23 protein-coding genes and 1 tRNA gene are annotated in these 21,357 nt (G+C 63.7%); 16 read left to right on the forward strand and 8 right to left on the reverse strand.

Annotation, left to right across the window (positions count from 1 at the left end; translation table 11 throughout):
• Positions 1–12: 12 nt before the first annotated feature.
• From IPF49_04180 to IPF49_04190, 3 genes are all read right to left on the reverse strand, one after another.
• Positions 13–1,065, reverse strand: coding sequence for a hypothetical protein (locus tag IPF49_04180; protein MBK6286838.1), 1,053 nt, complete (start codon positions 1,063–1,065; stop codon positions 13–15).
• 131 nt (positions 1,066–1,196) lie between these two features.
• Positions 1,197–2,255 carry a hypothetical protein gene (locus IPF49_04185; GenBank protein ID MBK6286839.1) on the reverse strand — a complete coding sequence of 353 codons (1,059 nt, stop codon included), beginning with the start codon at positions 2,253–2,255 and terminating at the stop codon, positions 1,197–1,199.
• Positions 2,252–3,838, reverse strand: coding sequence for a hypothetical protein (locus IPF49_04190; protein ID MBK6286840.1), 1,587 nt, complete (start codon positions 3,836–3,838; stop codon positions 2,252–2,254). Before IPF49_04190 ends, IPF49_04185 begins: the two co-directional genes overlap by 4 nt.
• Positions 3,839–4,050: 212 nt before the next feature.
• Here IPF49_04190 and IPF49_04195 point away from each other — a divergent pair, with 212 nt between their 5' ends.
• Entirely contained in the window at positions 4,051–4,470 is a 420-nt protein-coding gene (locus IPF49_04195) for a nuclear transport factor 2 family protein (GenBank protein MBK6286841.1), read from the forward strand.
• Between the two features lie 27 nt (positions 4,471–4,497).
• Entirely contained in the window at positions 4,498–5,400 is a 903-nt protein-coding gene (locus tag IPF49_04200; protein MBK6286842.1) for a TIGR03619 family F420-dependent LLM class oxidoreductase, read from the forward strand.
• Between the two features lie 58 nt (positions 5,401–5,458).
• Here the strand turns inward: IPF49_04200 and IPF49_04205 are convergent, their stop codons facing one another.
• Entirely contained in the window at positions 5,459–6,637 is a 1,179-nt protein-coding gene (locus tag IPF49_04205) for an acyl-CoA dehydrogenase family protein (GenBank protein MBK6286843.1), read from the reverse strand.
• A gap of 112 nt (positions 6,638–6,749) precedes the next feature.
• Here IPF49_04205 and IPF49_04210 point away from each other — a divergent pair, with 112 nt between their 5' ends.
• The 6 genes from IPF49_04210 (at position 6,750) to IPF49_04235 (ending at position 12,258) form a co-directional block, all read left to right on the forward strand.
• Positions 6,750–7,517 carry a TetR/AcrR family transcriptional regulator gene (locus IPF49_04210; protein MBK6286844.1) on the forward strand — a complete coding sequence of 256 codons (768 nt, stop codon included), beginning with the start codon at positions 6,750–6,752 and terminating at the stop codon, positions 7,515–7,517.
• 116 nt (positions 7,518–7,633) lie between these two features.
• Positions 7,634–8,506, forward strand: a complete 873-nt coding sequence (locus tag IPF49_04215) for a MaoC family dehydratase N-terminal domain-containing protein (protein ID MBK6286845.1) — start codon at positions 7,634–7,636, stop codon at positions 8,504–8,506.
• Between the two features lies 1 nt (position 8,507).
• Complete coding sequence (locus tag IPF49_04220; GenBank protein MBK6286846.1) at positions 8,508–9,629, forward strand: acyl-CoA/acyl-ACP dehydrogenase; 1,122 nt, start codon at positions 8,508–8,510, stop codon at positions 9,627–9,629.
• Positions 9,626–10,051, forward strand: coding sequence for a MaoC family dehydratase (locus IPF49_04225; GenBank protein ID MBK6286847.1), 426 nt, complete (start codon positions 9,626–9,628; stop codon positions 10,049–10,051). The genes IPF49_04220 and IPF49_04225 overlap by 4 nt, the downstream gene beginning before the upstream one ends.
• Before the next feature lie 10 nt (positions 10,052–10,061).
• Entirely contained in the window at positions 10,062–11,243 is a 1,182-nt protein-coding gene (locus IPF49_04230) for a lipid-transfer protein (GenBank protein ID MBK6286848.1), read from the forward strand.
• A gap of 103 nt (positions 11,244–11,346) precedes the next feature.
• Positions 11,347–12,258 carry a L,D-transpeptidase family protein gene (locus tag IPF49_04235; protein ID MBK6286849.1) on the forward strand — a complete coding sequence of 304 codons (912 nt, stop codon included), beginning with the start codon at positions 11,347–11,349 and terminating at the stop codon, positions 12,256–12,258.
• A gap of 309 nt (positions 12,259–12,567) precedes the next feature.
• On the opposite strand, the gene IPF49_04240 is transcribed toward IPF49_04235, so the two are convergent.
• Positions 12,568–12,834 (reverse strand): outer membrane lipoprotein OprI, encoded by a 267-nt coding sequence (locus IPF49_04240; protein ID MBK6286850.1) that lies wholly within the window; start codon positions 12,832–12,834, stop codon positions 12,568–12,570.
• A 319-nt stretch (positions 12,835–13,153) separates the two neighbouring features.
• Positions 13,154–13,969 (reverse strand): SDR family oxidoreductase, encoded by an 816-nt coding sequence (locus IPF49_04245; GenBank protein MBK6286851.1) that lies wholly within the window; start codon positions 13,967–13,969, stop codon positions 13,154–13,156.
• Positions 13,970–14,098: 129 nt separating this feature from the next.
• Between IPF49_04245 and IPF49_04250 the strand changes: the two genes are divergently transcribed.
• From IPF49_04250 to IPF49_04260, 3 genes are read left to right on the forward strand one after another with little or no spacing between them, the layout of a single operon-like run.
• On the forward strand, positions 14,099–15,094 hold the full coding sequence (locus IPF49_04250; protein ID MBK6286852.1) for a thiamine pyrophosphate-dependent dehydrogenase E1 component subunit alpha: 996 nt from the start codon (positions 14,099–14,101) through the stop codon (positions 15,092–15,094).
• Entirely contained in the window at positions 15,094–16,071 is a 978-nt protein-coding gene (locus tag IPF49_04255; GenBank protein MBK6286853.1) for an alpha-ketoacid dehydrogenase subunit beta, read from the forward strand. Before IPF49_04250 ends, IPF49_04255 begins: the two co-directional genes overlap by 1 nt.
• Before the next feature lie 31 nt (positions 16,072–16,102).
• Positions 16,103–16,339: a biotin attachment protein gene (locus IPF49_04260; protein MBK6286854.1), complete on the forward strand. Its 237-nt coding sequence runs from the start codon at positions 16,103–16,105 to the stop codon at positions 16,337–16,339.
• A 34-nt stretch (positions 16,340–16,373) separates the two neighbouring features.
• On the opposite strand, the gene IPF49_04265 is transcribed toward IPF49_04260, so the two are convergent.
• Positions 16,374–16,461: transfer RNA gene (locus IPF49_04265), tRNA-Leu, on the reverse strand.
• Between the two features lie 104 nt (positions 16,462–16,565).
• On the opposite strand from IPF49_04265, the gene queA reads away from it, so the two are divergent.
• From queA to IPF49_04290, 5 genes are read left to right on the forward strand one after another with little or no spacing between them, the layout of a single operon-like run.
• Positions 16,566–17,651 (forward strand): tRNA preQ1(34) S-adenosylmethionine ribosyltransferase-isomerase QueA, encoded by a 1,086-nt coding sequence (gene queA / locus IPF49_04270; GenBank protein MBK6286855.1) that lies wholly within the window; start codon positions 16,566–16,568, stop codon positions 17,649–17,651.
• On the forward strand, positions 17,644–18,774 hold the full coding sequence (gene tgt, locus IPF49_04275) for a tRNA guanosine(34) transglycosylase Tgt (GenBank protein MBK6286856.1): 1,131 nt from the start codon (positions 17,644–17,646) through the stop codon (positions 18,772–18,774). The genes queA and tgt overlap by 8 nt, the downstream gene beginning before the upstream one ends.
• 1 nt (position 18,775) lies before the next feature.
• Positions 18,776–19,336 (forward strand): CoA pyrophosphatase, encoded by a 561-nt coding sequence (locus IPF49_04280; GenBank protein MBK6286857.1) that lies wholly within the window; start codon positions 18,776–18,778, stop codon positions 19,334–19,336.
• 17 nt (positions 19,337–19,353) lie between these two features.
• A complete protein-coding gene (locus tag IPF49_04285; GenBank protein ID MBK6286858.1) occupies positions 19,354–19,881 on the forward strand; it encodes a gamma carbonic anhydrase family protein in 528 nt (175 codons plus the stop codon).
• Complete coding sequence (locus IPF49_04290; protein MBK6286859.1) at positions 19,874–20,077, forward strand: DUF1289 domain-containing protein; 204 nt, start codon at positions 19,874–19,876, stop codon at positions 20,075–20,077. Before IPF49_04285 ends, IPF49_04290 begins: the two co-directional genes overlap by 8 nt.
• Positions 20,078–20,090: 13 nt before the next feature.
• On the opposite strand, the gene IPF49_04295 is transcribed toward IPF49_04290, so the two are convergent.
• Positions 20,091–21,341: an HlyC/CorC family transporter gene (locus IPF49_04295; protein MBK6286860.1), complete on the reverse strand. Its 1,251-nt coding sequence runs from the start codon at positions 21,339–21,341 to the stop codon at positions 20,091–20,093.
• Between the last annotated feature and the right edge of the window lie 16 nt (positions 21,342–21,357).

A 21,357-nucleotide genomic window follows, 5' to 3' on the forward strand; every position in this document is an offset into this window, starting at 1 on the left:
GTGTGCAGGGGCTCAGATACTACCGGTCTCGGCGGCATAGATGCCATGAAGGATTGCACGCCATTGGGTGTACTGGTCCTCGACGGTGCCGGTCAAGGTCACGCTGCGCTCGTCGAGGTCGATCACCTGCGGGCTGATTTCCGCGCCAAGCGAGCCACCGAGTTCCAGCAATGTCTCGGCGTGCATCTTGGACTCGGCACGCTTGTCCATTCCGCTCTTGATCATGGAGGCACCCCCGATGACACCGATCGTGCCGGCCGCGCGGCTGGTGCTGCTGTCGCCGGTGGTGGCTGCGGCGGCCCCTACCAGAACCGCGGCGATGCCGGCAACGGTGCGCAGTGTCGCTTGCTGGCGCAATTCCTTGTAGGCAAGCGACTCGGTGTAGCTTTCCTTGCGCCAGTCCTGGTAGGGACCCGACATCTGCCGGGCGAAGCCGTTGTAATAATCCTGCAGCGTGTCCACGAACAGGTTGTCACGCTCGCGGATCTGGCGGATGCGCGCGAGCATGGGGTCATTGTCCGCCGGCAGACGCTGGATCCGGGAGATGCCCTTCTTGTCGGTCTGCAGATAACCGCCAAAGGCCTGCGGCGAAAAGCTTTCGGCAAAACGCAACTCGCTGATGGTGCGCAGTTCGCGGACTTTTGCCGGCTGCAACCGGGCGCGATACAGCGCGAGATCATTGACGATGCGGTTGTAGACGTCCTGAAACGGGTCGGGGCCGCGCTTGGCATCGTAGCTGTATTTGCTCGCCGTGCCTTCATAGCGGCGCGTGTACCATTGCGCGCCGCTGGAATCGCTGGCGGTGATCTCCAGTTGCAGTTCCTCGCCGGTCGATTCGATGATCCTGCCGTCGAGCACGATATCGGTGACCCCGGTTTGTGCCGGCTCGACTCTCACCGCACCCCAGTGACCGCTGCGCTGCAGGGTATCGACCAGCACCGTCGGGAAAAAACGCGCCTCGGCCTTGCGGATTTCCGGGGCGGTCATGATCTCTTTCTCGTCCAGCATTTCGAGGCCCGGATCGAACAGCCGCACACCGACATCGAGCAATTGGTCCTCGGGCATCGCGGGGTCGCCGGTGATGACCGGCGTCGTCTCGGTGGTGCGCACCGTGCTCGAAGCACAACCTGCCAGCAGCAGCATCATCGCGGCGATCAATACGCCCGCGAGCCTCGGAAACCCGCGGCCTTGCGTCATCAGGATTTTCCCTTGGCGGTGTTCACGTACTTGCGGTATTCATCCCACAGCTTGGCACGCAGCTCCGGGTCCTTTTCCTTCATGGCCGCCTCGCGGATCTGGCGCGCCACCACATCGTCATCGGAGCCGTCGCGGATATCCGGCGGGACGGTGTTGGCACTGGCGGTATGCTGGTAATCACCCTGGCGCGCGCTGCCACCGCCCGCGCTGGACATGCCGCTGCCACTCGAGGTGTCCCCCTCGGTGCGCGCCGGCATCGCGGCGCCGTAACCGCCGGATTCCGTGCCTGCGCCCTCGGCGCCGTTGCCGTCGATCATTGCGACGCTCTCGTCGCGTGCCGCGGAGTTGCCCAGTTCCTCGCTTTGGGCCTGGCTGCGTTCGCGCTCGCCCAGCAGTGCGCCGTCAAAACGACCCAGCGAGGTGTTGAGTTCGCGATTCAGCTCGGCGAGTTCCCCGCCGCCGCCGCCCTGCTCGGCACCCTTCATCGCTTCGCGCACGCCTGACAGGGACCCGTCCCCGGTATCGATTGCGGAGCCCACCGCTGGCGTGGCATCCCCCGCAGTGCCGGCGGCGCCACCCTGCGCTGCACCATCGGTGTTGCCCTGCGCGCGGCTCTGCTCCTCGAGGCCGGGTTGCGCGGGTGTGCGTTGCATCGCCTCGAGCGCGGCGTCGAGCACCTCGGCCTCGCTCTCGGCCTTGCCCTCGGCTTCACTGCTCGCTGCCGCTGCCTGTTCGCTGTCCTCGAGGCTCACCTGGTCGCTGCTCGCGCTGTCCTGCCCGTCCGCGGACTCCGCTGCCTGTTCACCTGCTGGCGCATTTTCTTGCCCGGACTTCGCGGACGCTTCACTCTGCGATCCGGGGGAAGGGGTCCGCGACGCCGTCGAGGGTTGCGAGGCGCCCGGCGAACCCGAGGCCGCGGGCATCGAGGATGAACTCGACGGGCTGCTCGGTGGTGGCTGTGGCGTCGAGGGTGCGGTCGAAGTGGTCTTGCACGCGGCAAGCGTCAACATCAGCAGGACGATCGGCAACGATCCGGGACGCATGGCTATACCGCTCATGGTTGATAGAAATATCGGTAGGTCAGGCCCGAGGTGGCGGCGGGTTCGCCGTCGGCAAAGCGCGGCCTGAAACGGGTGGCGCGCAATTGCCTTTGCAACTTCGTGACACTCTTGTCGGCGGCGGCAGGAACCGACTCCAGCACCTGGAAATCGTCCGCCTGGCCTTTTTCGTTCACGGCGAAGCTGAGCAAAATGTACGCTTGCGGCCGGGTTGCGGGATTGACCGGCAGCGTGTAGTCCTGCGGCAGTAACGGCAAGGCCTGTGGCTTGCCGAATACCTGGTCGATGACGCTGGCCGGGTCATCGCCGCCCTGCATGCCTTCGGCATAGGCCTCGCGGTAGGTGTCGAGCGCGGTCTGGGTGCGATTGAAAAGCTGGTGCCAGTCGCCCAGCTCGGCCACTGCCTGACTGCGTTGCAGGGTGGTGCTGTCCGGATCCTGTCTGCGGATTTCCACCGCGCTGCTGAGCGCATCGCGACCGTCACTGAAGCTGTTGATCAGGTAGCTGGGCTGGCGCGTGAACGCGGCGTCATCCGCGGTGTCGAATCCGGTTTCCGGGATGTCCGGAGGTCGGTACGAGGCGAGGTAGTAATCGGCCAGCGCTCGCTGGCGCAGGCTGTCGGCGATCCGGGGGTCATTGGCGGGGTAGTTCGCGCGCATGATCGTTGTCGAGGAGTCGTTGAGATTGCGTGCCGTTATCAGGTGATTGAGCGGTTGCTCCCCGAGATCCTGCAGGTAGGCGCGCATATGCCATGCCGACAGCTTGTCCAGCATGGGCAGCAGGCGCGGATCGTTGTTGCCGTAATTGCGGTGATGGATCTGGAACATCTGGTGATAACGATTGCCGACTTCCTCCCATTCACCGAGCGCTGCGTAGCTCTCGATCAGCAACTCGAGGATTGGCAGGTCCGCGGTGCTGTACAGGCCCTCGTTGACACGGGTCACATGGGCGGCGCGATTGAGCACCTCGGCCGCCTCGGCGTGCTTGCCATCGTTCTGATAGGCAATGCCAAGCCCCAGCAGATATTGCGACAGGGCAGGATCGTAGGCGCCGCCCGCGCTCTCGACGGTGCTCACTGCGTCCAGGTAGCGTTGTTCGATGGGGTTGGCCGGTTCCGCCGCAGTGTCTGGTTGCGCGTCTTCGCCCGCCACGTCCTGTGCCGCGTCGATCACGGTTTCCGGAGCGGCGGCGGTCGGTGTTTTCTGCGTGGCCTGCGCCGGAGTTTGCGCTGCTGCTTCGAGTGGTGCTTGCGGCGCGGCGTCGTTCGAGTTTTGCCCTGTGGCATCGAGCGGCACCTCCTGTGCTGCATCGACCGTGGCTGGCGCTGCCGCTTCAGCCGGCATTGGCGCAGCGGCTTCGACAGGAGGCTGTGCTGGCGCGTCGATCGCTGCTTCCCGCGCAACGCCTGGCGTGGTGCCCGGAGCTGCTTCGACCGACACGTCCTGCACTGCGTCGACCGTGGCATGCTCGGTAGCTGCGGCAGGCACATCCTCGGCGGCGCTCGACGCGGATCCGCCGAGCAGGCAGCAACCCAGCAGCACCCGGCTGCCGAAACGTTGCAAACTGTCGCAAGAGCGCTTCACCCGTAATAAACCCTGTCTGCGTTGTGACGCTGGATTTGACCGCTTGCGGCTGCTGCTGGTTCCCCATTCTGCACCCGCCGGAGTTGTCTGCGGCTATTCTAGCGCCGCCGCTGCCATGCCGCGAGCATGGTCAGGGCAGGGTCGCAAGTTGGCCAAGGCGGATAGCCGCGCGATATAGTCGCTGCTGGCGGCGAGGGATATGGAGCAGCGCAATGACGGTCGAATCGCGTAACAAGGCTCTGGTCGAGCGTTTTTTCGCAGCACTCAGTGCCGGTGATACGGCGCATATCGTGGCGGCGTATGCCGAGGATGGCGCCGTCTGGACCTCGGGGCGCACCCTGATATCGGGCACGTTCGGCAAACAGCAGATCCGCGAGAGCAGCGGGCGGATCTTTGATGCGTTTCCCGATGGGCTGGAATTCACGATTCACGGGATGACGGCCGAGGGCGAGAGGGTGGCGGTGGAGGCAGAGTCGCGTGGCCGGCACGTCTCCGGCGCGATATACAACAACCTCTATCATTTCCTGTTCGAGTTCCGGGACGGGCTGCTGGTCAGGCTCAAGGAATACATGGATACCGAACTGGTCACCGAGATTCTGTGCGCGGGGCAGCGCCCCGCGACCAGGCACTGAAATATTCAACACGAGGAGGAGTCGGAAATGGCGAATTGCGAAGTTGCCGTAGGGATGTTCGGTTTGCACAACGTCTATGGTGGTGATGCGCGGGGTTATATCGAGGCGGCACGGCTGGCCGATGCCGCCGGCATCGATCAGGTAGTGTTCACCGACCATGTGGTGATGGGTGAGCACACCGAGCGTTATCCGTATGGCGCGTTCCCGTTGCCGCCGAGCGAGCCCTGGTTCGAGCCGCTGACCCTGCTCGCGGCAATCGCCGGCGGCACCACGCACATTCACCTTGCGACGGGTGTGCTGATCGCGCCGCTGCGACCGGCGGCGCTGCTGGCAAAGATCTGCGCCACGCTGGATGCGATTGCGCCGGGGCGGGTCGAGCTCGGCGTGGGCACGGGTTGGCAGCGCGAAGAGTACGATGCGGTCGGAGTCGATTTCGCGCAGTGCTGGACCCTGCTCGATGACGGGGTGCGCGCGATGCAACTGCTGTGGCGCGAGGCGCCGGCAAGTTTCAGTTCGAAGACGGTGAATTTCGAGCGTGTCTACAGTACGCCGTTTCCCGCCTCCAGGGGCATCCCGATCTGGTACGGCGTCAAGCCGACACCGCGCCAGGCGCAACGGATCGCGGAGCTCGGCGCGGGCTGGATTCCCATTTCCACCAGCTGCGATTACGTTCGCGAAGGTGTGGCGTGTATCCGCGAGGCGTTCAGCGCCGCCGGCCGCGATCCCGCGTCACTGCGGGTTCGTGCCCACGTGCCGACGCATTACGATGCCGGTGGCAACGGCGATCTGCAGCGCTCGATCGATGATATGGGGGCGATGCTGGAGGCGGGCGCCACGGTGCTGGAATTCGAGCACCACCCGTATATCCGCGAGCCGGCACAGCTCGCGGATTTCTATGCCCGGCTGGTGGAGGCGCGCGCTGCCTGCTGAGCTGCGATGCGGATTCCGGGCTCCCCTGGAGGGAGCCCGGTAGTTCGCGAGCAGAGACTCAGCGGCGACTGTAGGCGCTCATGCCCAGGCCAAACTGGGCGATGAGGTCACGCATGACCTCCGCGACGCCGCCACCAAAGGTGTTGATCTGGCACTTGCGGTAATGCTCCTCGAGATCGCCATTCAGCGCCGCGCCGGGCGATCCGCGGCGCAATCCTCCCGCCATGCCGGTCACGTTCAGCATCAGCTTGTCGACCGCGATCAGGCATTCGGTGCTGTAGGCCTTGATGGCGGAGGCAAACGCGGGGTCGGGTTCGCCGGTATCGAGCTGCCAGGCCATGCGCCAGTTCATCAGCCGCATCGCCTCGAGGCGCGCATACACTTCCGCCAGTGACGACTGGGCCCAGGGCAGGTCGGCGATCCGTTGTCCCCCGATCTCGGTGGTTTGTGCCCAGTTCAACACCCGTTGCAGCAGGCCCCAGCCCTGTATGCCGATTGCGGCGAGTCCTACCCGTTCGTGATTCAACTGCGCGGTGATCAGCTTCCAGCCACCGTTCAGGTTGCCGGCAATCATGCTGGCGGGGACCCGAACATTGTCGTAATAGCTGGCATTGCTGCGAACGCCGCCGACGGTGCGGATCGGGGTAAAGCTGAACCCGGGCAGAGTGGCATCGACGATGAAAATGGTGATGCCCTTGTGTGGCGGATTGACGTCGGGGTCGGTGCGGGTTGCGAGCCATATGTAGTCGGCCGCCTCCGCGCTGCTGGTCCAGATCTTGCTGCCGTTGATCACGTAGTCGTCACCGTCGCGCACCGCGCTGGTCTTCAGCGACGCCAGGTCGGTACCCGCGCCGGGTTCGGTATAACCGATGGCGAAATGCAGCTCGCCGGCGGCCATGCGCGGCAGCAGCGAACGCTTGTGCTCCTCCGAGCCGAGCGCGATCAGGGCCGGTGCCACGGTATTGATGGTCACGAAGGGGAGGGGGATGTCGGCGAGCTGTGCCTCCTCGAAAAACACCAACTGCTCGGAGCTCTTGCGCCCCTGCCCGCCGTATTCGCGGGGCCAGCCGAGTGCGAGCCAGCCATCCTTGCCCAACTGACGGATCACGGCCTTGTACGCATCGCCGCTCTCATTGCCGCGCGTGGCTTCGCGCAATTCGGGAGTCATCAGGCCCGCAAAATAATCGCGTAGTTCACGGCGCAGGGCTTTCTGGGTATCCGTATAGTCGATGTACATGGTGGTGCAATGCTCCTTGAGATGCCGGTCGTCACGAGCCGGCATGCACATGATATTGAAATTGGATTCAATTTCAACAACAATACGCCCAATGGAGCGGAAACACGAGATCATGGCCAAGACGCCTGCACCCGGACGGCCCGCGCGCGGCATCGCGCCGCGACGCGATCGCGCCGGGGCGCGCTCGGCCCACAGCGCGCGGGGCGAGCAGGCGCGGGCGCGCATCAAGGAAGCGGCCACGAGAGTGCTGGAGCGGGTTGGCTATCGCCAGATGCGGGTCAGCGATGTCACCGGCGAGGCCGGCGTGGCAACCGGCCTTTTTTACCATTACTTTCCCGATCTGAAAGCCCTGACCATCGAGGTGCTGGGCGATTTCATGACCCGCTTCGAGGCGCTCGAGGAAATCGAGCGCGGTGTGGCAAAGGGTGACTGGTACGCGCGCAGTCATGCGCACAACCGGCTGGTGGTGCGCAGCTATGCGCGCAACCCGGGCATCATGCGCTGCATGGTGCAACTCGGGGACGAGGCACCCGAGTTCGGCGAGCTGTGGCGCACGAGCTATCACCGGCGGCTCGAATTGCTGGTGCGCTCGTTGCCACACCTGTTTCCGGCGGCGCGTCTTTCGAGCGCCCGGGCGCGCATGATCACGATCATGCTGGCCGGCATCGGTGAACACCTGTTGTCGGAGTATTATATCGTGCGCACGCCGGAGCTGACGGCGCTCGCGCTCGGTGAGGAAGAAATGAGCGAGTGGATCACGGTGATGTTCTACCGTGCGCTGTTCCTGGAGAATCCGCCGCTCGAGCGTTTGCAGTTTGCCGCGCAGGTTGCGGACCTGCGCCGCCCGCCAGCAGTTTCGGCGCTGGCGGCGCGGCCATGAGCCCCCATTTCCGTTGTTGAGGACGTGTCATCGTGAGTGATTTGAACGAAAAGCTGCAGCAGTACCTGGGTCGTCCCTGCGGACCCTTCAACAGTTGGGACGAGGTCAACCAGGCCATGATCCGGCACTGGTGCGAGGCCATGGGCGACGCCAACCCGGTCTATACCGACCCCGAGGCGGCCGCCGCCTCGGTTCACGGTGGCATCGTTGCTCCGCCGACCATGTTGCAGGCATGGACGATGCGTGGTGTGACCGGCCAGTGGGCGACAGGCTCCGATAACCGTGAACCGTTCGAGGTGTTCGAGCTGTTGACCGAGCTGGGCTATCCGGCGGTGGTCGCGGTGAACTGCGAGCAAACCTATGCGCGCTACCTGCGACCGGGCGACCGAATTCATCACACCTCCCGGATCGAAGCGATTTCCGCGGAGAAAAGCACGGCGCTGGGTACCGGCTTCTTCGTCACCGAGCTCGAGGAATTCTGGGACCAGAACGACGAGAAAGTCGGCGACATGCGCTTCAGGGTATTCCGCTACCGGGCACCGGAGCGCGCGCAAAGCGCACCCGCCGCTACCACCGCGGCACCGGCGCAGGTCAAGCGCTTCCGCCCGGTCGAGAACCACGACACGCAGTTTTTCTGGCAGGGCGCGCGGGAAGGCAAGCTGTTGATCCAGCGCTGCACGAGCTGCGCCACGCTGCGCCACCCGCCTGGTCCGATGTGCCCGGCCTGCCAGTCGCTCGAGTGGGAGGCCGTGCAGAGCAGTGGCAAGGGCGTGGTCTACAGCTTTGTCGTGATGCATCACCCGCAGATCCCGCCGTTCGAGTATCCGAACACGGTGTTGCTGGTGGAACTGGAAGAGGGAACCCGGCTGGTGAGTCAGCTGGTGGATGCGAGCGCCGCGGACATCGATATCGGCACGCCGGTCGAGGTGGTGTTTCGCGAGGAGGATGGCCTCGCCTTTCCGCTGTTTCGTATCCGGGGAGGTGCGTGATATGGAATTTTCGATAGCGGAAGAAACGCGCTCGGTACAGGAACTCGCGGCACAGATTTTTGCCGACCAGAGCGGTGATGCGCAACTCAGGCGTTTTGACCGGGGCGAGGTCGCCTACCACCTTGAACTGTGGCGTTTGCTGGCGGAAGCGGGATTGGTGGGCGTTGCGCTGGCCGAGGACTATGGCGGCAGCGGCCTGGGCTTTTCCGGCTTGTGCGCGGTATTCGAGGAGCAGGGCAGGCACGTGGCCGCGTTGCCGCTGCTGGCATCGAGCGTACTGGCAGCGCTGCCGCTGGCGGAGTTCGGTTCCCCCACGCTGCGTGACCGTTGGTTGCCGCGGGCCGCGAGCGGCGAGGTGGTGCTTACCGGCAGCAGCCTCGCCATGAAAGGCGAGCTGCCCGGCTGCCGTGAGGATGGCAAGGACTGGATACTCGATGGCCGGCTCGATTTCGTGCCCTATGGTCTGGATGCCTCGGCGGTGCTGGTGCCGGCGCTTGCGGCGGACGGCTCCTGCAATCTGTTCATGATGGCGTGCGATGCGGCAGGCCTCGGGTTCGAGCGCCAGCGGGGCACCAATCACGAACCGCTCGATACGCTCACGTTTGACTCCGTGCGGGTGGCCGCGGACGCGATGCTGGGTGAGGCGGGCGCGGGCGAGGGCATCCGCGAATGGATCGCCGAGCGTGCGGCCACGGCGCTTGGCTTCATCCAGCTCGGGGTGCTCGCGGAGGCGTTGCGCCGCACCGCGGCCCATACCGTGGAGCGCAAGCAGTTCGGCAAGCAGCTGGCGGCTTTTCAGGCGGTCGCGCACCGCGCGGCCGACGCGTATATCGATATCGAGGCTCTGCGCTCGACCCTGTGGCAGGCGGCGTGGCGCATCGATCAGGGCTTGCCGCCGAGTTCCGCCGTCGCCGTTGCCTCCTGGTGGGCGTGCGAGGCCGGTCACCGGGTCGGCCATGCCTGCCAGCATCTGCATGGCGGGACCGGCGCGGATCTCGACTACCCGATCCACCGTTATTACCTGTGGGCACGGCAGAACGAGTTATCTCTGGGTGGCGGCAGCCGGATTCTTGCCGGCTTCGGAGCCGAACTTTCCAAACAGCAAATCGAGATCGGACTATGAGCACGCTGCAACCAACACGCAAATTTTCCGAGGTGAGTGTCGGTGATGAACTCCCGCCGCTCAGCATCGATATCACCACGCGGCTGATCGTGTCCGCCGCCATTGCGAGCGGTGACTTCCAGGATGTCCACCATGACAAACCCGGTGCGCAGGCGCTCGGCTCACCCGATATCTTCATGAACATTCTTACCAGCAACGGGCTGGTGGGACGCTACGTGACTGATTGGGCTGGTCCGAATGCGCTGCTGCGCGCGGTCAAGATCAAGCTCGGAGCTCCGAATTATCCGGGAGATACGATGGTGCTGAAGGGACGGGTCACGGCACTTGGTGGTGGCGACGAGCAGTTGGTCGAGATCGAAGTCGGCGGCAAGAACGGCCTTGGTTACCACGTCACCGGATCGGTGACGGTTGCCTTGCCCTGAGGAGAGCGCAATGAGCGGGAACAGATTTCTCGGCGGCAAGACCGCGATCGCCGGGCTGGGCGCCACCGAGTTTTCCAAGAATTCCGGTCGCAGCGAGATACAGCTCGGCGTCGAGGCCATCAAGATGGCGCTCGACGATGCCGGGATCGGTATCGACGAGGTCGATGGCATGGCCTCCTACACGATGGACAACAACCCCGAGATCGAGTTGTTTCGCCTGCTCGGCGGCAAGGAGCTCAAGTTTTTCTCGCGTACCCATTACGGCGGTGGCGCTGCCTGCGCGCCCCTGTTCCATGCCGCGATGGCGGTTGCGACCGGGGTCTGCCGCGCGGTGGTGGTGTATCGTGCGATGAACGAACGCTCCGGCTTTCGTTTTGGCCAGGGCGGTTTGATCAGTACCGATCCGAATTCTTTCGAAACCGTGCATTTTGGCTGGTACATGCCCTATGGTTTGTCGACGCCGGCATCCTGGGTGGCGATGTGTGCGAAGCGTTATCTGCACACCTACGGTGCCAGTCCCGATGATTTCGGCCGGGTTTCGGTATCCACCCGCGATTTTGCCGCCACCAACCCGGCAGCGTTTTTCCATGGCAAGCCCATCACGCTCGATGATCACCGCAACTCGCGCTGGATCGCCGAGCCGTTGCGGCTGCTCGATTGCTGCCAGGAGAGCGATGGCGCGGTGGCAATGGTGATCACGTCGCTCGAGCACGCTCGCGATCTGCGTCAGAAACCGGTGGTGATCCGTGGCGCGGCCCAGGGCGCGGCCGGTGATCTGCAGATGATGACCGGCTTTTACCGTCCGGACCTCACGGAAATTCCCGAGATGGGACTCGTTGCCCGGCAACTGTACGAGATGGCGGGTATCGGTCCTGACGATATCCAGACTGCCGTGCTGTATGACCATTTCACACCCTTCGTGCTCCCCCAGCTCGAGGAATTCGGCTTTTGCGGACGCGGCGAGGCCAAGGATTTCATCCGTGATGGTCATATTGCGCGCGGCGGCAAGCTTCCGGTCAACACCCATGGTGGACAGATCGGAGAGGCCTATATCCATGGCCTCAACGGTGTTGCGGAAGGGGCGAGGCAGGTGCGCGGCAGTGCGGTAAACCAGGTGTCCGGCGTGGAGCACGCGCTCGTTACCGCCGGCACCGGCGTTCCGACCAGCGGTCTGATTCTCGGGGTCGATTGAGGCGGCGTATTGTAAATTTGCCGCTTCGGGCACACGGTGCATCGCGGGCTTGCCGGCATAGTTGCTAGAATGGACGCATCAATTGGTCTGGATTGAAAATCCGATGCGTGGACTTACCGGTGTTTTTCTGCTGCTCTGCGCCCTCAACGCGAGCGCGCTGACCTTGAGCATGCCGCCGCCCGGCGAGGATATCGTCGGGGAACTCGTTACGGTGCGTATTGCCAGCTACAGCGATACCCTCCCGGTCTATGCCGAGCACTACAGCGTCGGATTCAGGGAGATCGTGGCGGCCAACCCGGGGGTAAACCCCTGGGTGCCGGGTGAAGGCCGCGAGATAGTGCTGCCGGTCGAGTTCATCCTGCCGCCCGGTAACCGCGTGGGCATCGTGATCAATCTCGCCGAGTTGCGCATCTATTACTACCAGCCCGATGGCCAGACGGTCGTCACCTACCCGATCGGTATCGGGCGTGAAGGCTGGGAGACCCCGCTGGTGAGCACCACGGTGCTGAGCACCATCAAGAACCCGACCTGGGTCCCCCCCCCATCGATCCGTGCCGAGCATGCTGCCGCGGGTGATCCGTTACCTTCGGTCGTGCCGCCCGGTCCGGACAACCCGCTCGGCGGCTGGGCGGTGCAACTGGGCGCCAAGGGCTATTTCATCCACGGCACCAACAAGGATCTCGGCGTGGGCATGCGTGTGAGCCATGGGTGCATGCGGATGTACAACGGCGATGTCGAGGAATTCGCGCAACTCGTCAAGCGTGGCACGCCGGTGCGCATCATCAATGCACCGGTCAAGGCCGGGTGGAAAGGCGGCAGTCTCTACGTCGAGGTGCATGATGCGCTCGAGGAGCAGCGTGCTATCCAGGTGCCCGAGGCCGATGTCGCGGATGCGATACATATGGCGCTGCGCGTCAATTCCGTCGATGTCAACTGGGTCCAGGCCAAGGCTGCCGCGGTTCACCGTTCCGGCCTGCCGGTGCGGGTATCGACCGAGAGCATCGCGATCCGCTAAAAGGGTTCCCACATTTTCTCTGCCCTCGCTTCGCAATGAAGCGGGGGTCACGTTTATCTCGCTGCTGAACCTGAACCGTTAGCCCTGGGTCGACGACGCGCCCTTCCCGGTTTATTGCTCGCAAATACTTGCACCGGCCTCCGCAATCCGATGTGGCGATCGCAGACCGGTGCGGTATGGGCGGCGTGGATCCAAAGAATTCTCGTAATTGCGGCACAAAAAAACCCCGCATCAGCCGGGTGTGAACACCAAGCCGTGCAGGGCGGTATCAGCAAGGTCGATTACTGGCCGAACCCGGCCAGTTTCAACTCACTTGCGGCAGCACTTCTCGGCCATGCGGCTGACAGCTTCAACTGCATCGTTTGCAGTCTTCTGTGCTTCGGCGGCAGCAGCGGCTGCGGCATCGGCAGAGGACTGGGCACGGTTTGCCGCAGCTTGTGCACTGTTGGCGGTCGTCTCTACGGTGCCAACGCGGGCTTCGAGAGCGTCAAGACGGTCGTTGCAAGCGCAGCCGCTCAGCAGGGTGACAGCCAGTGCTGCAGACAGGAGTGCAGCTTTCTTGGACATAGTACGCATCGTGGTCTCCTTGAGGTTCAATCATGCGAACGGGTGATAAGCAGGCAAATTTTTACATATTCCCCCCCGAAGTCAATGTGACATATTCATCATTTACGCCTCTAATCAGGTTTTCGGGCAAATTGTCCGGGAATAGTGATCGTTACCGACCATTTCGAGGGGCAAACCCGGGAGCGGGCACATGCCGACCTTCGCCGATGGCAAGCACCCTGACCCGTGCAGGGTCCATTCTGTTGCCGGCGATCGCCGCGGTAACACGGTGTTGCTGCACACGGTGCGGGGGGGGTTGCCGGCAGGTTTGCAAGCGCCAGGGCTGTGTTCATTGCGGCCGCCCACCCCGCGCAGCCATGCCGTAATACGCATCGTTGCAGCGCTTTGCCCATACTCCGTCGAGCAACTTCGGGAACACGCGATCAAGAAACATCGCGATACCCTGCGCAAGGGGTCTGCCGGAGACCACCACCACGTCTTCGGGATGTTCGATCAAGTGGCACAATGCCGCGGCGGGCTTTGCCACCGGGTGCGGGGTTTCGCCGCCCGGATTGCCGCCCGCCTCGGTCATGGCCTCGGTCATCGGGCTGCGGGTCGCGCCAGGGCAGAACGCGCTGACCTTGATTCCCGAGCCGCGCAATTCGCGACGCAGGGTACGGCTGAACGCAAACAGCCCCGATTTTGTCGCGCCGTAAGCGGCGAAACCCGGTACCGCAAGCAGCCCCGCCGACGAGAAGACATTGACGATGTGGCCCGATCCCTGGTGCCGCATCACCGGAACCGCCAACTGGCACATCCGCAGGGGTACATACAGGTTGACGTCGATCAGCTTGCGCAGCCGTGCCGCTGGCGCCTCCTCGAAATGACCGCCAATCAGCAGCCCGGCGTTGTTTATCAGGGCGTCGACCCGACCGAAATGCGCGATCAGTTCCCCGAAGACCACGTCGAGCCGAGCATCGTCCGTCAGGTCCAGTGCCCATCCGCGATGGCGCGAGGACTCACTCAGTTCCGAACGGAGCGCCTCGAGCAGTGCCGGGTCGCGGTCGAGCAATGCCAATCGAGCGCCGCCCTTTGCCAGCATCCGTACCGTGGCCGATGCGATGCCTCCGCTTGCCCCGGTAACCACGATCACCTTATTGGCCAATCTGCTGCTTCCTGCTTCAATCATGAGTCCAGCCTCCACCTGCGTCGTGCTTTCAGTATTGCCGATCAGTAATTTTCCTGTCCGTTACAGTACGGTTAAGCTTGGCAGGATGTCATTCGGGATACGATCATGAGCCTCTCCAGCGAACAGAAGATCGAAAGTCTGCGTCGAGTACTGCGTATCCGCTATTTCGAGGAGGCGGTCGGCAAAGCCGTGCGTGCCGGGCTCATTCCCGGCAGCTGCCACTCGAGCGCCGGACAGGAGGCGGCCATCGTCGGGGCCTGCATGGCCCTTGGCGCGGATGACTACGTGACCGGCACGCACCGTTCGCACGGCCACCCGATCGGCAAGGGCGCGCAACTCGACGCGCTGATGGCCGAGTTGATGGGGAAGTCGAACGGAATCTGCGGGGGACGCGGTGGTTCGATGCACCTCGCGGATGCCAGCGTCGGAATCGTCGGGGAATCGGCCATCGTGGGCGGCGGCATTCCGCTGGCAACGGGCGCCGGGCTCTCCGCACAGGTGCTTGGCAACGGCCGCGTATCGCTGTGCTTTTTCGGCGATGGGGCGGCAAACCAGGGCACGTTCCACGAAAGCCTCAACATGGCCTCGGTCTGGAAGCTGCCGGTCGTCTACTTCTGCGAAAACAACCGGTACGCGGCAACCACGCCGATGGCGCTTGCGCACAGCGTGACGGATATCGCTGCCCGCGCAGCTGCCTACGGAATGCCCGGCGAGATCGTGGACGGGCAGGATCTCTTCGCGGTGCACGCGGTTACGGCGTGCGCGGTAGAGCGCGCGAGAGAAGGTGGAGGGCCAACGCTGATCGAAGCCAAGACCTATCGCTACGATGAGCACGCGGTCAATCTCTTCATCCCGACACAGTACCGCAGCGACGAGGAGATGGCGCTTTGGCGTGCGCGCGATCCGCTCGTGTTGTTGCGTGCCCGGCTCGCTGCCGAAGGGGTCGCGCAGGAGGAGCAACTCCTGGATCTGGAAAAGGCGGCACGCGAGGAAGTGGCCGCGGCACTCGCGCACGCAAAGCGCAGTGCGGAGCCCGGTTTCGAAACCGTGTTCGAGCATCTCTACAGCAATCCGATTCACCCGGCGCCGGAGCTTCGCTAATGGAAAACAGCAACGGTGAAGTACGCGAAACCAGCTATTTCGAGGCGATCTTCGAAGCCGAACAGCAGGAAATGGATCGCGACGAACGCGTAATCCTGATCGGAGAGGATATCTATCTCTACGCCGGAAGCGGCCTGCTGAACGTGGATCCCAGGCGCTTGCGCAGCACGCCAATCTCGGAAAACAGTTTCTGTGGCATGGCGGTGGGCGCGGCGATGACGGGTCTGCGCCCGGTGGTCGATCTGACCATTGCGAGTTTTGCCTACCTGGGTTCCGACCAGATCATCAATCAGGCGGCCAAACTGCATTACATGACCGGCGGCAAGGCGCGGGTTCCCGTGGTTTTCCGCGCCTCCATGTGGCACAACGGCTCCAATGCGGCCCAGCACTCCGATCGCCCCTATCCGATGTTCATGAATGCGCCGGGGCTGAAGATCGTCGCACCCGCCACCGCCGCCGACATGAAAGGGCTGCTCAAGTCGGCGATCCGCGACGATGATCCGGTGATGGTGTTCGAGGACAACGATCTCTGGTTCCGCAGGGGACCGTGCCCGGCCGATCCCGACTTCCTCGTTCCGATCGGTGTCGCGGACATCAAGCGCGCTGGCGGGGATGTCAGCATCGTCTCGGTCGCCGGTTGCCTGCCACACGCGCTGTCGGCGGCCGATGCGCTCGCCGCAGACGGGATCGAGGCGGACGTCATCGATGTGCGGACGCTCGTTCCGCTCGATCGCGCAACCATACTGGCCTCGGTTTCCCGCACCGGGCGCCTCGTCATCGTGGACTACGCCCATCGCAGTTGCGGTGCCGCCGCGGAAATAGCCGCGATCGTGGCTGAGGATGGTTTCGAGTCGTTGCGCAAACCCATTCAGCGGGTCACCACACCGGACGTCAACATCCCCTTTGCACCTAGCCTGGAGAGGCCGCTGTACCCGTCTGCCGAGCGCATAGTGGCGGCCGTGAAGCGTTTGATCTGAGATGGCACCTTTCGCCACAGGAAACCGGAACATGACAACAACGGTCAGGATGCCCCAATGGGGCATGGGCATCACCGAGGGGGCCGTGCTGCGCTGGCTGAAGCAAGCGGGCGATGCCGTTGTGGAAGGCGAAGTGCTCGCCGAGATCGAAACCGCCAAGGCGGTTGAGGAGCTGGAGTCTCCTGCCAGCGGAACGATACGCGAACTGCTGGTCAAGGAAGGTCAGTCGGTGGCCGTGCGCGAGCCGATCGCCCTGATCGACGATTGATTGCCACCCGCTGCGGGTTCGGCTGCAAAAATAATGGTACCAGAGGGGGGACTCGAACCCCCACGCAGGGCTACTGCAACGGATTTTGAGTCCGTCTCGTCTACCAGTTCCGACACTCTGGCGTTTGGAAGGGCGGCATTATAGCAACGGACTTCGTGCCGGCAAGCGCAATTGCCATGGGGCGTCCCCATCTATACCCTTGCCGCCTTGTCTTCTCCGGTACGCCATGAAAGTCAGCGACTTCCGATACCCGCTTCCCGCCGAACTGATAGCGCGCGAGCCACCCGCGGCCCGTTCCGGCAGTCGTCTGCTGTGCCTCGATGCAATGCGCGCAACACTGCAGCACCGCTCGTTTGCCGAGCTGCCGCAGCTGCTGCGGGCCGGAGATCTGCTGTTGTTCAACGATACCCGGGTGATTGCGGCGCGGATGTTCGGCTGCAAGACCGCCACCGGTGGCGGTGTCGAGCTGCTGGTGGAGCGGGTGCTCGATCCGCACCGGGTGCTGGCGCAGGTCAGGGCCAGCAAGCCGCCGCGCCCCGGGAGCGAACTCGATCTGCTCGACGGGGAGGGCAATGCTGCGGTGCGGGTGCGCGTGATCGAAAAGCACCGCGACATGTACGAGATCGCATTCCCTGCCGATCGCACCGCGCTCGGCGTGATGCAGGCCATTGGTCATGTGCCACTGCCGCCCTATATCGAACGTCCGGATGACGCGCTCGACCGCGACCGCTACCAGACCGTTTACGCGGCGCGGGACGGCGCGGTTGCCGCACCCACGGCCGGCCTGCATTTCGACGAGGCGATGCTCGAGCGGGTGCGTGCCATGGGTGTCGAAACCGGTTTTCTCACCCTGCATGTCGGAGCCGGAACCTTCCAGTCGGTGCGTGTCGGCAACGTCGAGGAACACCTCATGCACGCGGAGTATGTGGATGTCTCTGCCGATTTGTGCGAATGCGTGCTGCGGGCGCATGATGAGGGGCGGCGCGTGATCGCGGTCGGAACCACCACCCTGCGGGCACTCGAGGCGGCAAGCACGGATTCGGGTATCCATCCGCTGCAGGGCGAAACCTCGATTTTCATCTACCCCGGCTATCGCTTTCGCTGCGTCGATGCGCTGATCACGAATTTTCATCTGCCGGAATCCACGCTGCTGATGCTGGTCTGCGCCTTTGCCGGCACGGTGCGGGTGCTCGATGCCTACGATTGCGCGGTGCGCGAACGCTATCGCTTCTTCAGCTACGGCGATGCGATGTTCATCCGGGGCGAGCGACCGGCGCTGCTCAAGACACGTAAAGGTCGTGCCAATGGCTGAGTGTTTCATGCAATTTTCGCTGGCGGCGAGTGATGGCGGCGCGCGTCTCGGACAACTGCGGTTCCCGCGCGGGGTGGTCGATACTCCGGCGTTCATGCCGGTGGGCACCTACGGCACGGTCAAGGGCATGCTGCCGCGCGATCTCGAGGAGATCGGCGCGCAGATCGTGCTGGGCAACACCTTTCACCTGATGTTGCGTCCTGGCACCGGGATCATCCGCCGGCTCGGCGATCTGCACGGCTTCATGGCGTGGCAGCGACCCATCCTCACGGACTCGGGCGGCTTCCAGGTATTCAGCCTCGGCGATATGCGGCGCATCAGCGAGCAGGGTGTGCACTTCAAGTCGCCGGTGGACGGAAGCCCGGTGTTTCTCGATGCCGAAACCTCGATGCGGGTGCAGCGCGAGCTCGGCGCCGATATCGTGATGGTTTTCGACGAGTGCACCCCGTATCCCGCGGACACCACGCAGGCGCGCCAGTCGATGGAGCTCAGCCTGCGCTGGGCGGCGCGCTCGCGCGCGGCGCATGCCGGCAACCCGGCTGCGCTGTTCGGCATCGTGCAGGGTGGCATGTACCCCGGGCTGCGCTCGGAATCGCTCGCGGGTCTGCGCGAAATCGGATTCGATGGCTACGCCATAGGCGGGTTGTCGGTCGGCGAAAGCAAGCAGGAAATGCTGCTGGTGCTCGATCACCTCGCGCCGCTGCTGCCGGTGCCGCGGCCGCGCTACCTGATGGGCGTCGGCACGCCGCAGGACATACTCGCTGCCGTGGCGCGCGGCATCGACATGTTCGATTGCGTGATGCCGACCCGCAACGCGCGCAATGCCTACCTGTTTACCAGCGAGGGTGTGCTGAAGATCCGCAACGCGGTCAATCGCGACAGCGAGCTGCCGGCCGATCCCGATTGTGCCTGCTACACTTGCCGCAATTTCAGCCGTGGCTACCTGCATCATCTCGATCGTTGCAACGAGATTCTCGGCAGCCAGCTCAACACCCTGCACAACCTGTTCTTCTACCAGTCGCTGATGCGCCGGATTCGCGAGGCGATCGCCGCGGGGCGGTTCGAGACTTTTTGTCGCGAGTTCCTGGCGCGTTACGAGCGCCCCGCAGTGGAGCGGGCCTGAGATGCTGCAGATACTGCGCGAACGTATTGCCGCAACGCGGGATGTCGATCAGCACGCCGATGCGGCGGTGCTGATCGCGATCACCCGCGAACCCGAGCCGAAGCTGATCCTGACGGTGCGCGCCGGTCACTTGTCTTCTCATCCCGGCGAAGTCGCGTTTCCGGGTGGCAAGCGTGATCCCGGCGATCGCTCCCTGGTCGCGACCGCTTTGCGCGAGAGCTTCGAGGAGATCGCGCTCGATCCTGCGGCGGTCGAGATCCTGGGTGCCGGGCTGCAGCGTCGATCGCGCTTCGGTTTGCAGGTGCGACCGTTCATCGGCATCGTCGCACCCGACCTGGTGCTTGTTCCCAACCTTGCCGAACTCGATTCGGTGTTCCGGGTGCCGCTGCGCCATTTTCTCGAGCGCGACAACCTGCGTCTCGATGAGGTCGAGCACGAGGGCCGCATCTGCGATCTGCCGCGGTATCCGTGGCGCGACAAGCAGGTCAGTGGGCTGACGGCGCTCATGCTGATCGATCTGCTCAATACCGCTTTCGATTTTGGCGTCGATATACGCCGCTGAACAACAAGGGGGCGACAGTGATATACGAACTCGACGGGCGCAGGCCGAAGATCGATTCGAGCTGTTTCGTCGCGCCCAACGCCGCGGTGATCGGTTCGGCGACAGTCCATGCCGGCGCCAGCATATGGTTCGGCGTGACGGTTCGCGCGGATCGCGAAACCATCACCATCGGTGCGCGCAGCAATATCCAGGACGGCAGCGTGCTGCATGCCGATCCGGGCTTTGCGCTGCATATCGGCGCGGATGTCACGGTCGGACACCAGGCGATGCTGCATGGCTGTACCGTAGGTGATGGCTGCCTGGTGGGAATCGGCGCGGTGGTGCTCAATGGCGCGGTGATCGGCAGAAATTGCCTGATCGGGGCCAAGGCGCTGGTGACCAGGAACATGCAGGTGCCCGATGGCGCCGTGGTGATGGGTTCGCCAGGTCGGGTGATACGCATACTCGATGAGAGCAAGCGTGCCGAACTGGCCGCGAATGCGGTGCGCTATGTGAGCAACGGGCGTTTGTTTCGCGAATGCCTGAAGGCGATGCACGATGGCTGAGCCGTCGACGGTCAAATCGCCATGCGTGAACATCTGCGCGCTGGACGAGGACGATATCTGCACCGGCTGTTATCGCAGCGCAGCGGAAATATCGGAGTGGACGCAATTGCCCGATGAGCAGAAGCGGGCGGTCATCGCCGCGGCCGATCGGCGTTATCGCGAGGCCTGGGAGCCTGTCGGTCCCGGCCGCCCGTAGCGCGACGCGTGCTCTACTGACGCAGCGCGCGCACCTGCTGGATCACCTTGCCCTGCAACTGGAGAATCTCCAGGTAGTAATTCCCGATACGCAGTCCGACATGCGCCTCCGGTATCGTTTCGAGGTATTCGAGGATCAGGCCGTTCAGCGTTTTCGGGCCCTCTACCGGAAGCGACCAGTGCAGCGAGCGATTGATCTCGCGGATGGATGTGGCGCCGTCGATGAGATAGCTGCCATCGCCCTGCTGGACGATTTCGGGTGAGTCATCGCCGAGATTCGAGGTGAATTCACCGACGATTTCCTCGAGGATGTCCTCGAGCGTGACCAATCCGCGCACCGAGCCGTACTCATCGACGACAATGCCGATACGCCGCTTCTGTTTCTGGAAATTGAGCAGTTGCGTGTTGAGCGGGGTGCTCTCGGGAACGAAATAGGGCTCGGAGCTGGCACGTTGCATGGCGTCGCGATCGAGTTCGTCATTGCGCACGTACGTGCTGACGGTACGCAAATGCAGCAAGCCCAGGATATTGCCGATATCCTCGCGATAGAGGACCACCCGGGTGTGTTCGCTGGCGCGGAGTGCGGCAATGATTTCCGCATCATCGCGGCCGAGATCGATACCGTAGATCTCGTGACGCGGCACCATGATGTCGTCCACCGTCACTTCCTCCAGATCGAGGATATTGAGCAGCATGCGTTTGTGGCGCGCCGGGATCATCGGCCCCGCCTCACCCACGATGATGCGCAACTCCTCGGAGTTCAACGCGTCATCGGGTCTTTTTTCCGCATCGACCCCGATCAGCCGCAGCAGGGTGTTGGATACCTGGTTGATGGCCCATACGGCCGGGTACAGCACGTACATCAGGGCGTTGAGCACGTAGGCGGCGGGCAAGGCGATCCGTTCCGGGTGCAGCGCCGCCAGCGTCTTGGGCGTAACCTCGCTGAAAATCAGGATCACCACGGTCAGCGTCACCGTGGCGATCACGATTCCGGCATCGCCCCACAGGCGGATCGCGATCACGGTTGCCAGCGCCGAGGCCAGCACATTCACCAGGTTGTTGCCGATCAGGATCAGGCCGATCAGCCGGTCGGGCCGCTCCAGCAGGCGCGTGGCAATACGCGCACTGCGGTGCGTTCTGCGCAGATGCTTGAGACGATACCGGTTCACGGACATCATGCCCGTTTCCGAACCGGAGAAAAAGGCCGACATCATCAGGCAAGCAGCGAGGATGCCAAACAGCAATTCCATCGAGGAATCGTTCAAGCGCGACAGGGCCTTG

Source organism: Gammaproteobacteria bacterium, assembly GCA_016705365.1.
Taxonomy (GTDB): Bacteria; Pseudomonadota; Gammaproteobacteria; order Pseudomonadales; family UBA5518; genus UBA5518.

Bases quoted from the DNA above. Each gene is read 5' to 3' on its own strand.
- IPF49_04215 (MBK6286845.1), top strand. From the start codon at position 7,634: ATGATCCGGCACTGGTGCGAGGCCATGGGCGACGCCAACCCGGTCTAT.
- IPF49_04260 (MBK6286854.1), top strand. From the start codon at position 16,103: ATGACAACAACGGTCAGGATGCCCCAATGGGGCATGGGCATCACCGAG.
- IPF49_04250 (MBK6286852.1), top strand. From the start codon at position 14,099: ATGAGCCTCTCCAGCGAACAGAAGATCGAAAGTCTGCGTCGAGTACTG.
- IPF49_04205 (MBK6286843.1), bottom strand. From the start codon at position 6,637: ATGTACATCGACTATACGGATACCCAGAAAGCCCTGCGCCGTGAACTA.
- IPF49_04195 (MBK6286841.1), top strand. From the start codon at position 4,051: ATGACGGTCGAATCGCGTAACAAGGCTCTGGTCGAGCGTTTTTTCGCA.
- IPF49_04240 (MBK6286850.1), bottom strand. From the start codon at position 12,834: ATGCGTACTATGTCCAAGAAAGCTGCACTCCTGTCTGCAGCACTGGCT.
- queA (MBK6286855.1), top strand. From the start codon at position 16,566: ATGAAAGTCAGCGACTTCCGATACCCGCTTCCCGCCGAACTGATAGCG.
- IPF49_04220 (MBK6286846.1), top strand. From the start codon at position 8,508: ATGGAATTTTCGATAGCGGAAGAAACGCGCTCGGTACAGGAACTCGCG.
- IPF49_04185 (MBK6286839.1), bottom strand. From the start codon at position 2,255: ATGAGCGGTATAGCCATGCGTCCCGGATCGTTGCCGATCGTCCTGCTG.
- IPF49_04230 (MBK6286848.1), top strand. From the start codon at position 10,062: ATGAGCGGGAACAGATTTCTCGGCGGCAAGACCGCGATCGCCGGGCTG.
- IPF49_04255 (MBK6286853.1), top strand. From the start codon at position 15,094: ATGGAAAACAGCAACGGTGAAGTACGCGAAACCAGCTATTTCGAGGCG.
- IPF49_04290 (MBK6286859.1), top strand. From the start codon at position 19,874: ATGGCTGAGCCGTCGACGGTCAAATCGCCATGCGTGAACATCTGCGCG.
- IPF49_04235 (MBK6286849.1), top strand. From the start codon at position 11,347: ATGCGTGGACTTACCGGTGTTTTTCTGCTGCTCTGCGCCCTCAACGCG.
- IPF49_04200 (MBK6286842.1), top strand. From the start codon at position 4,498: ATGGCGAATTGCGAAGTTGCCGTAGGGATGTTCGGTTTGCACAACGTC.
- IPF49_04210 (MBK6286844.1), top strand. From the start codon at position 6,750: ATGGCCAAGACGCCTGCACCCGGACGGCCCGCGCGCGGCATCGCGCCG.
- IPF49_04180 (MBK6286838.1), bottom strand. From the start codon at position 1,065: ATGCCCGAGGACCAATTGCTCGATGTCGGTGTGCGGCTGTTCGATCCG.
- IPF49_04225 (MBK6286847.1), top strand. From the start codon at position 9,626: ATGAGCACGCTGCAACCAACACGCAAATTTTCCGAGGTGAGTGTCGGT.
- tgt (MBK6286856.1), top strand. From the start codon at position 17,644: ATGGCTGAGTGTTTCATGCAATTTTCGCTGGCGGCGAGTGATGGCGGC.
- IPF49_04280 (MBK6286857.1), top strand. From the start codon at position 18,776: ATGCTGCAGATACTGCGCGAACGTATTGCCGCAACGCGGGATGTCGAT.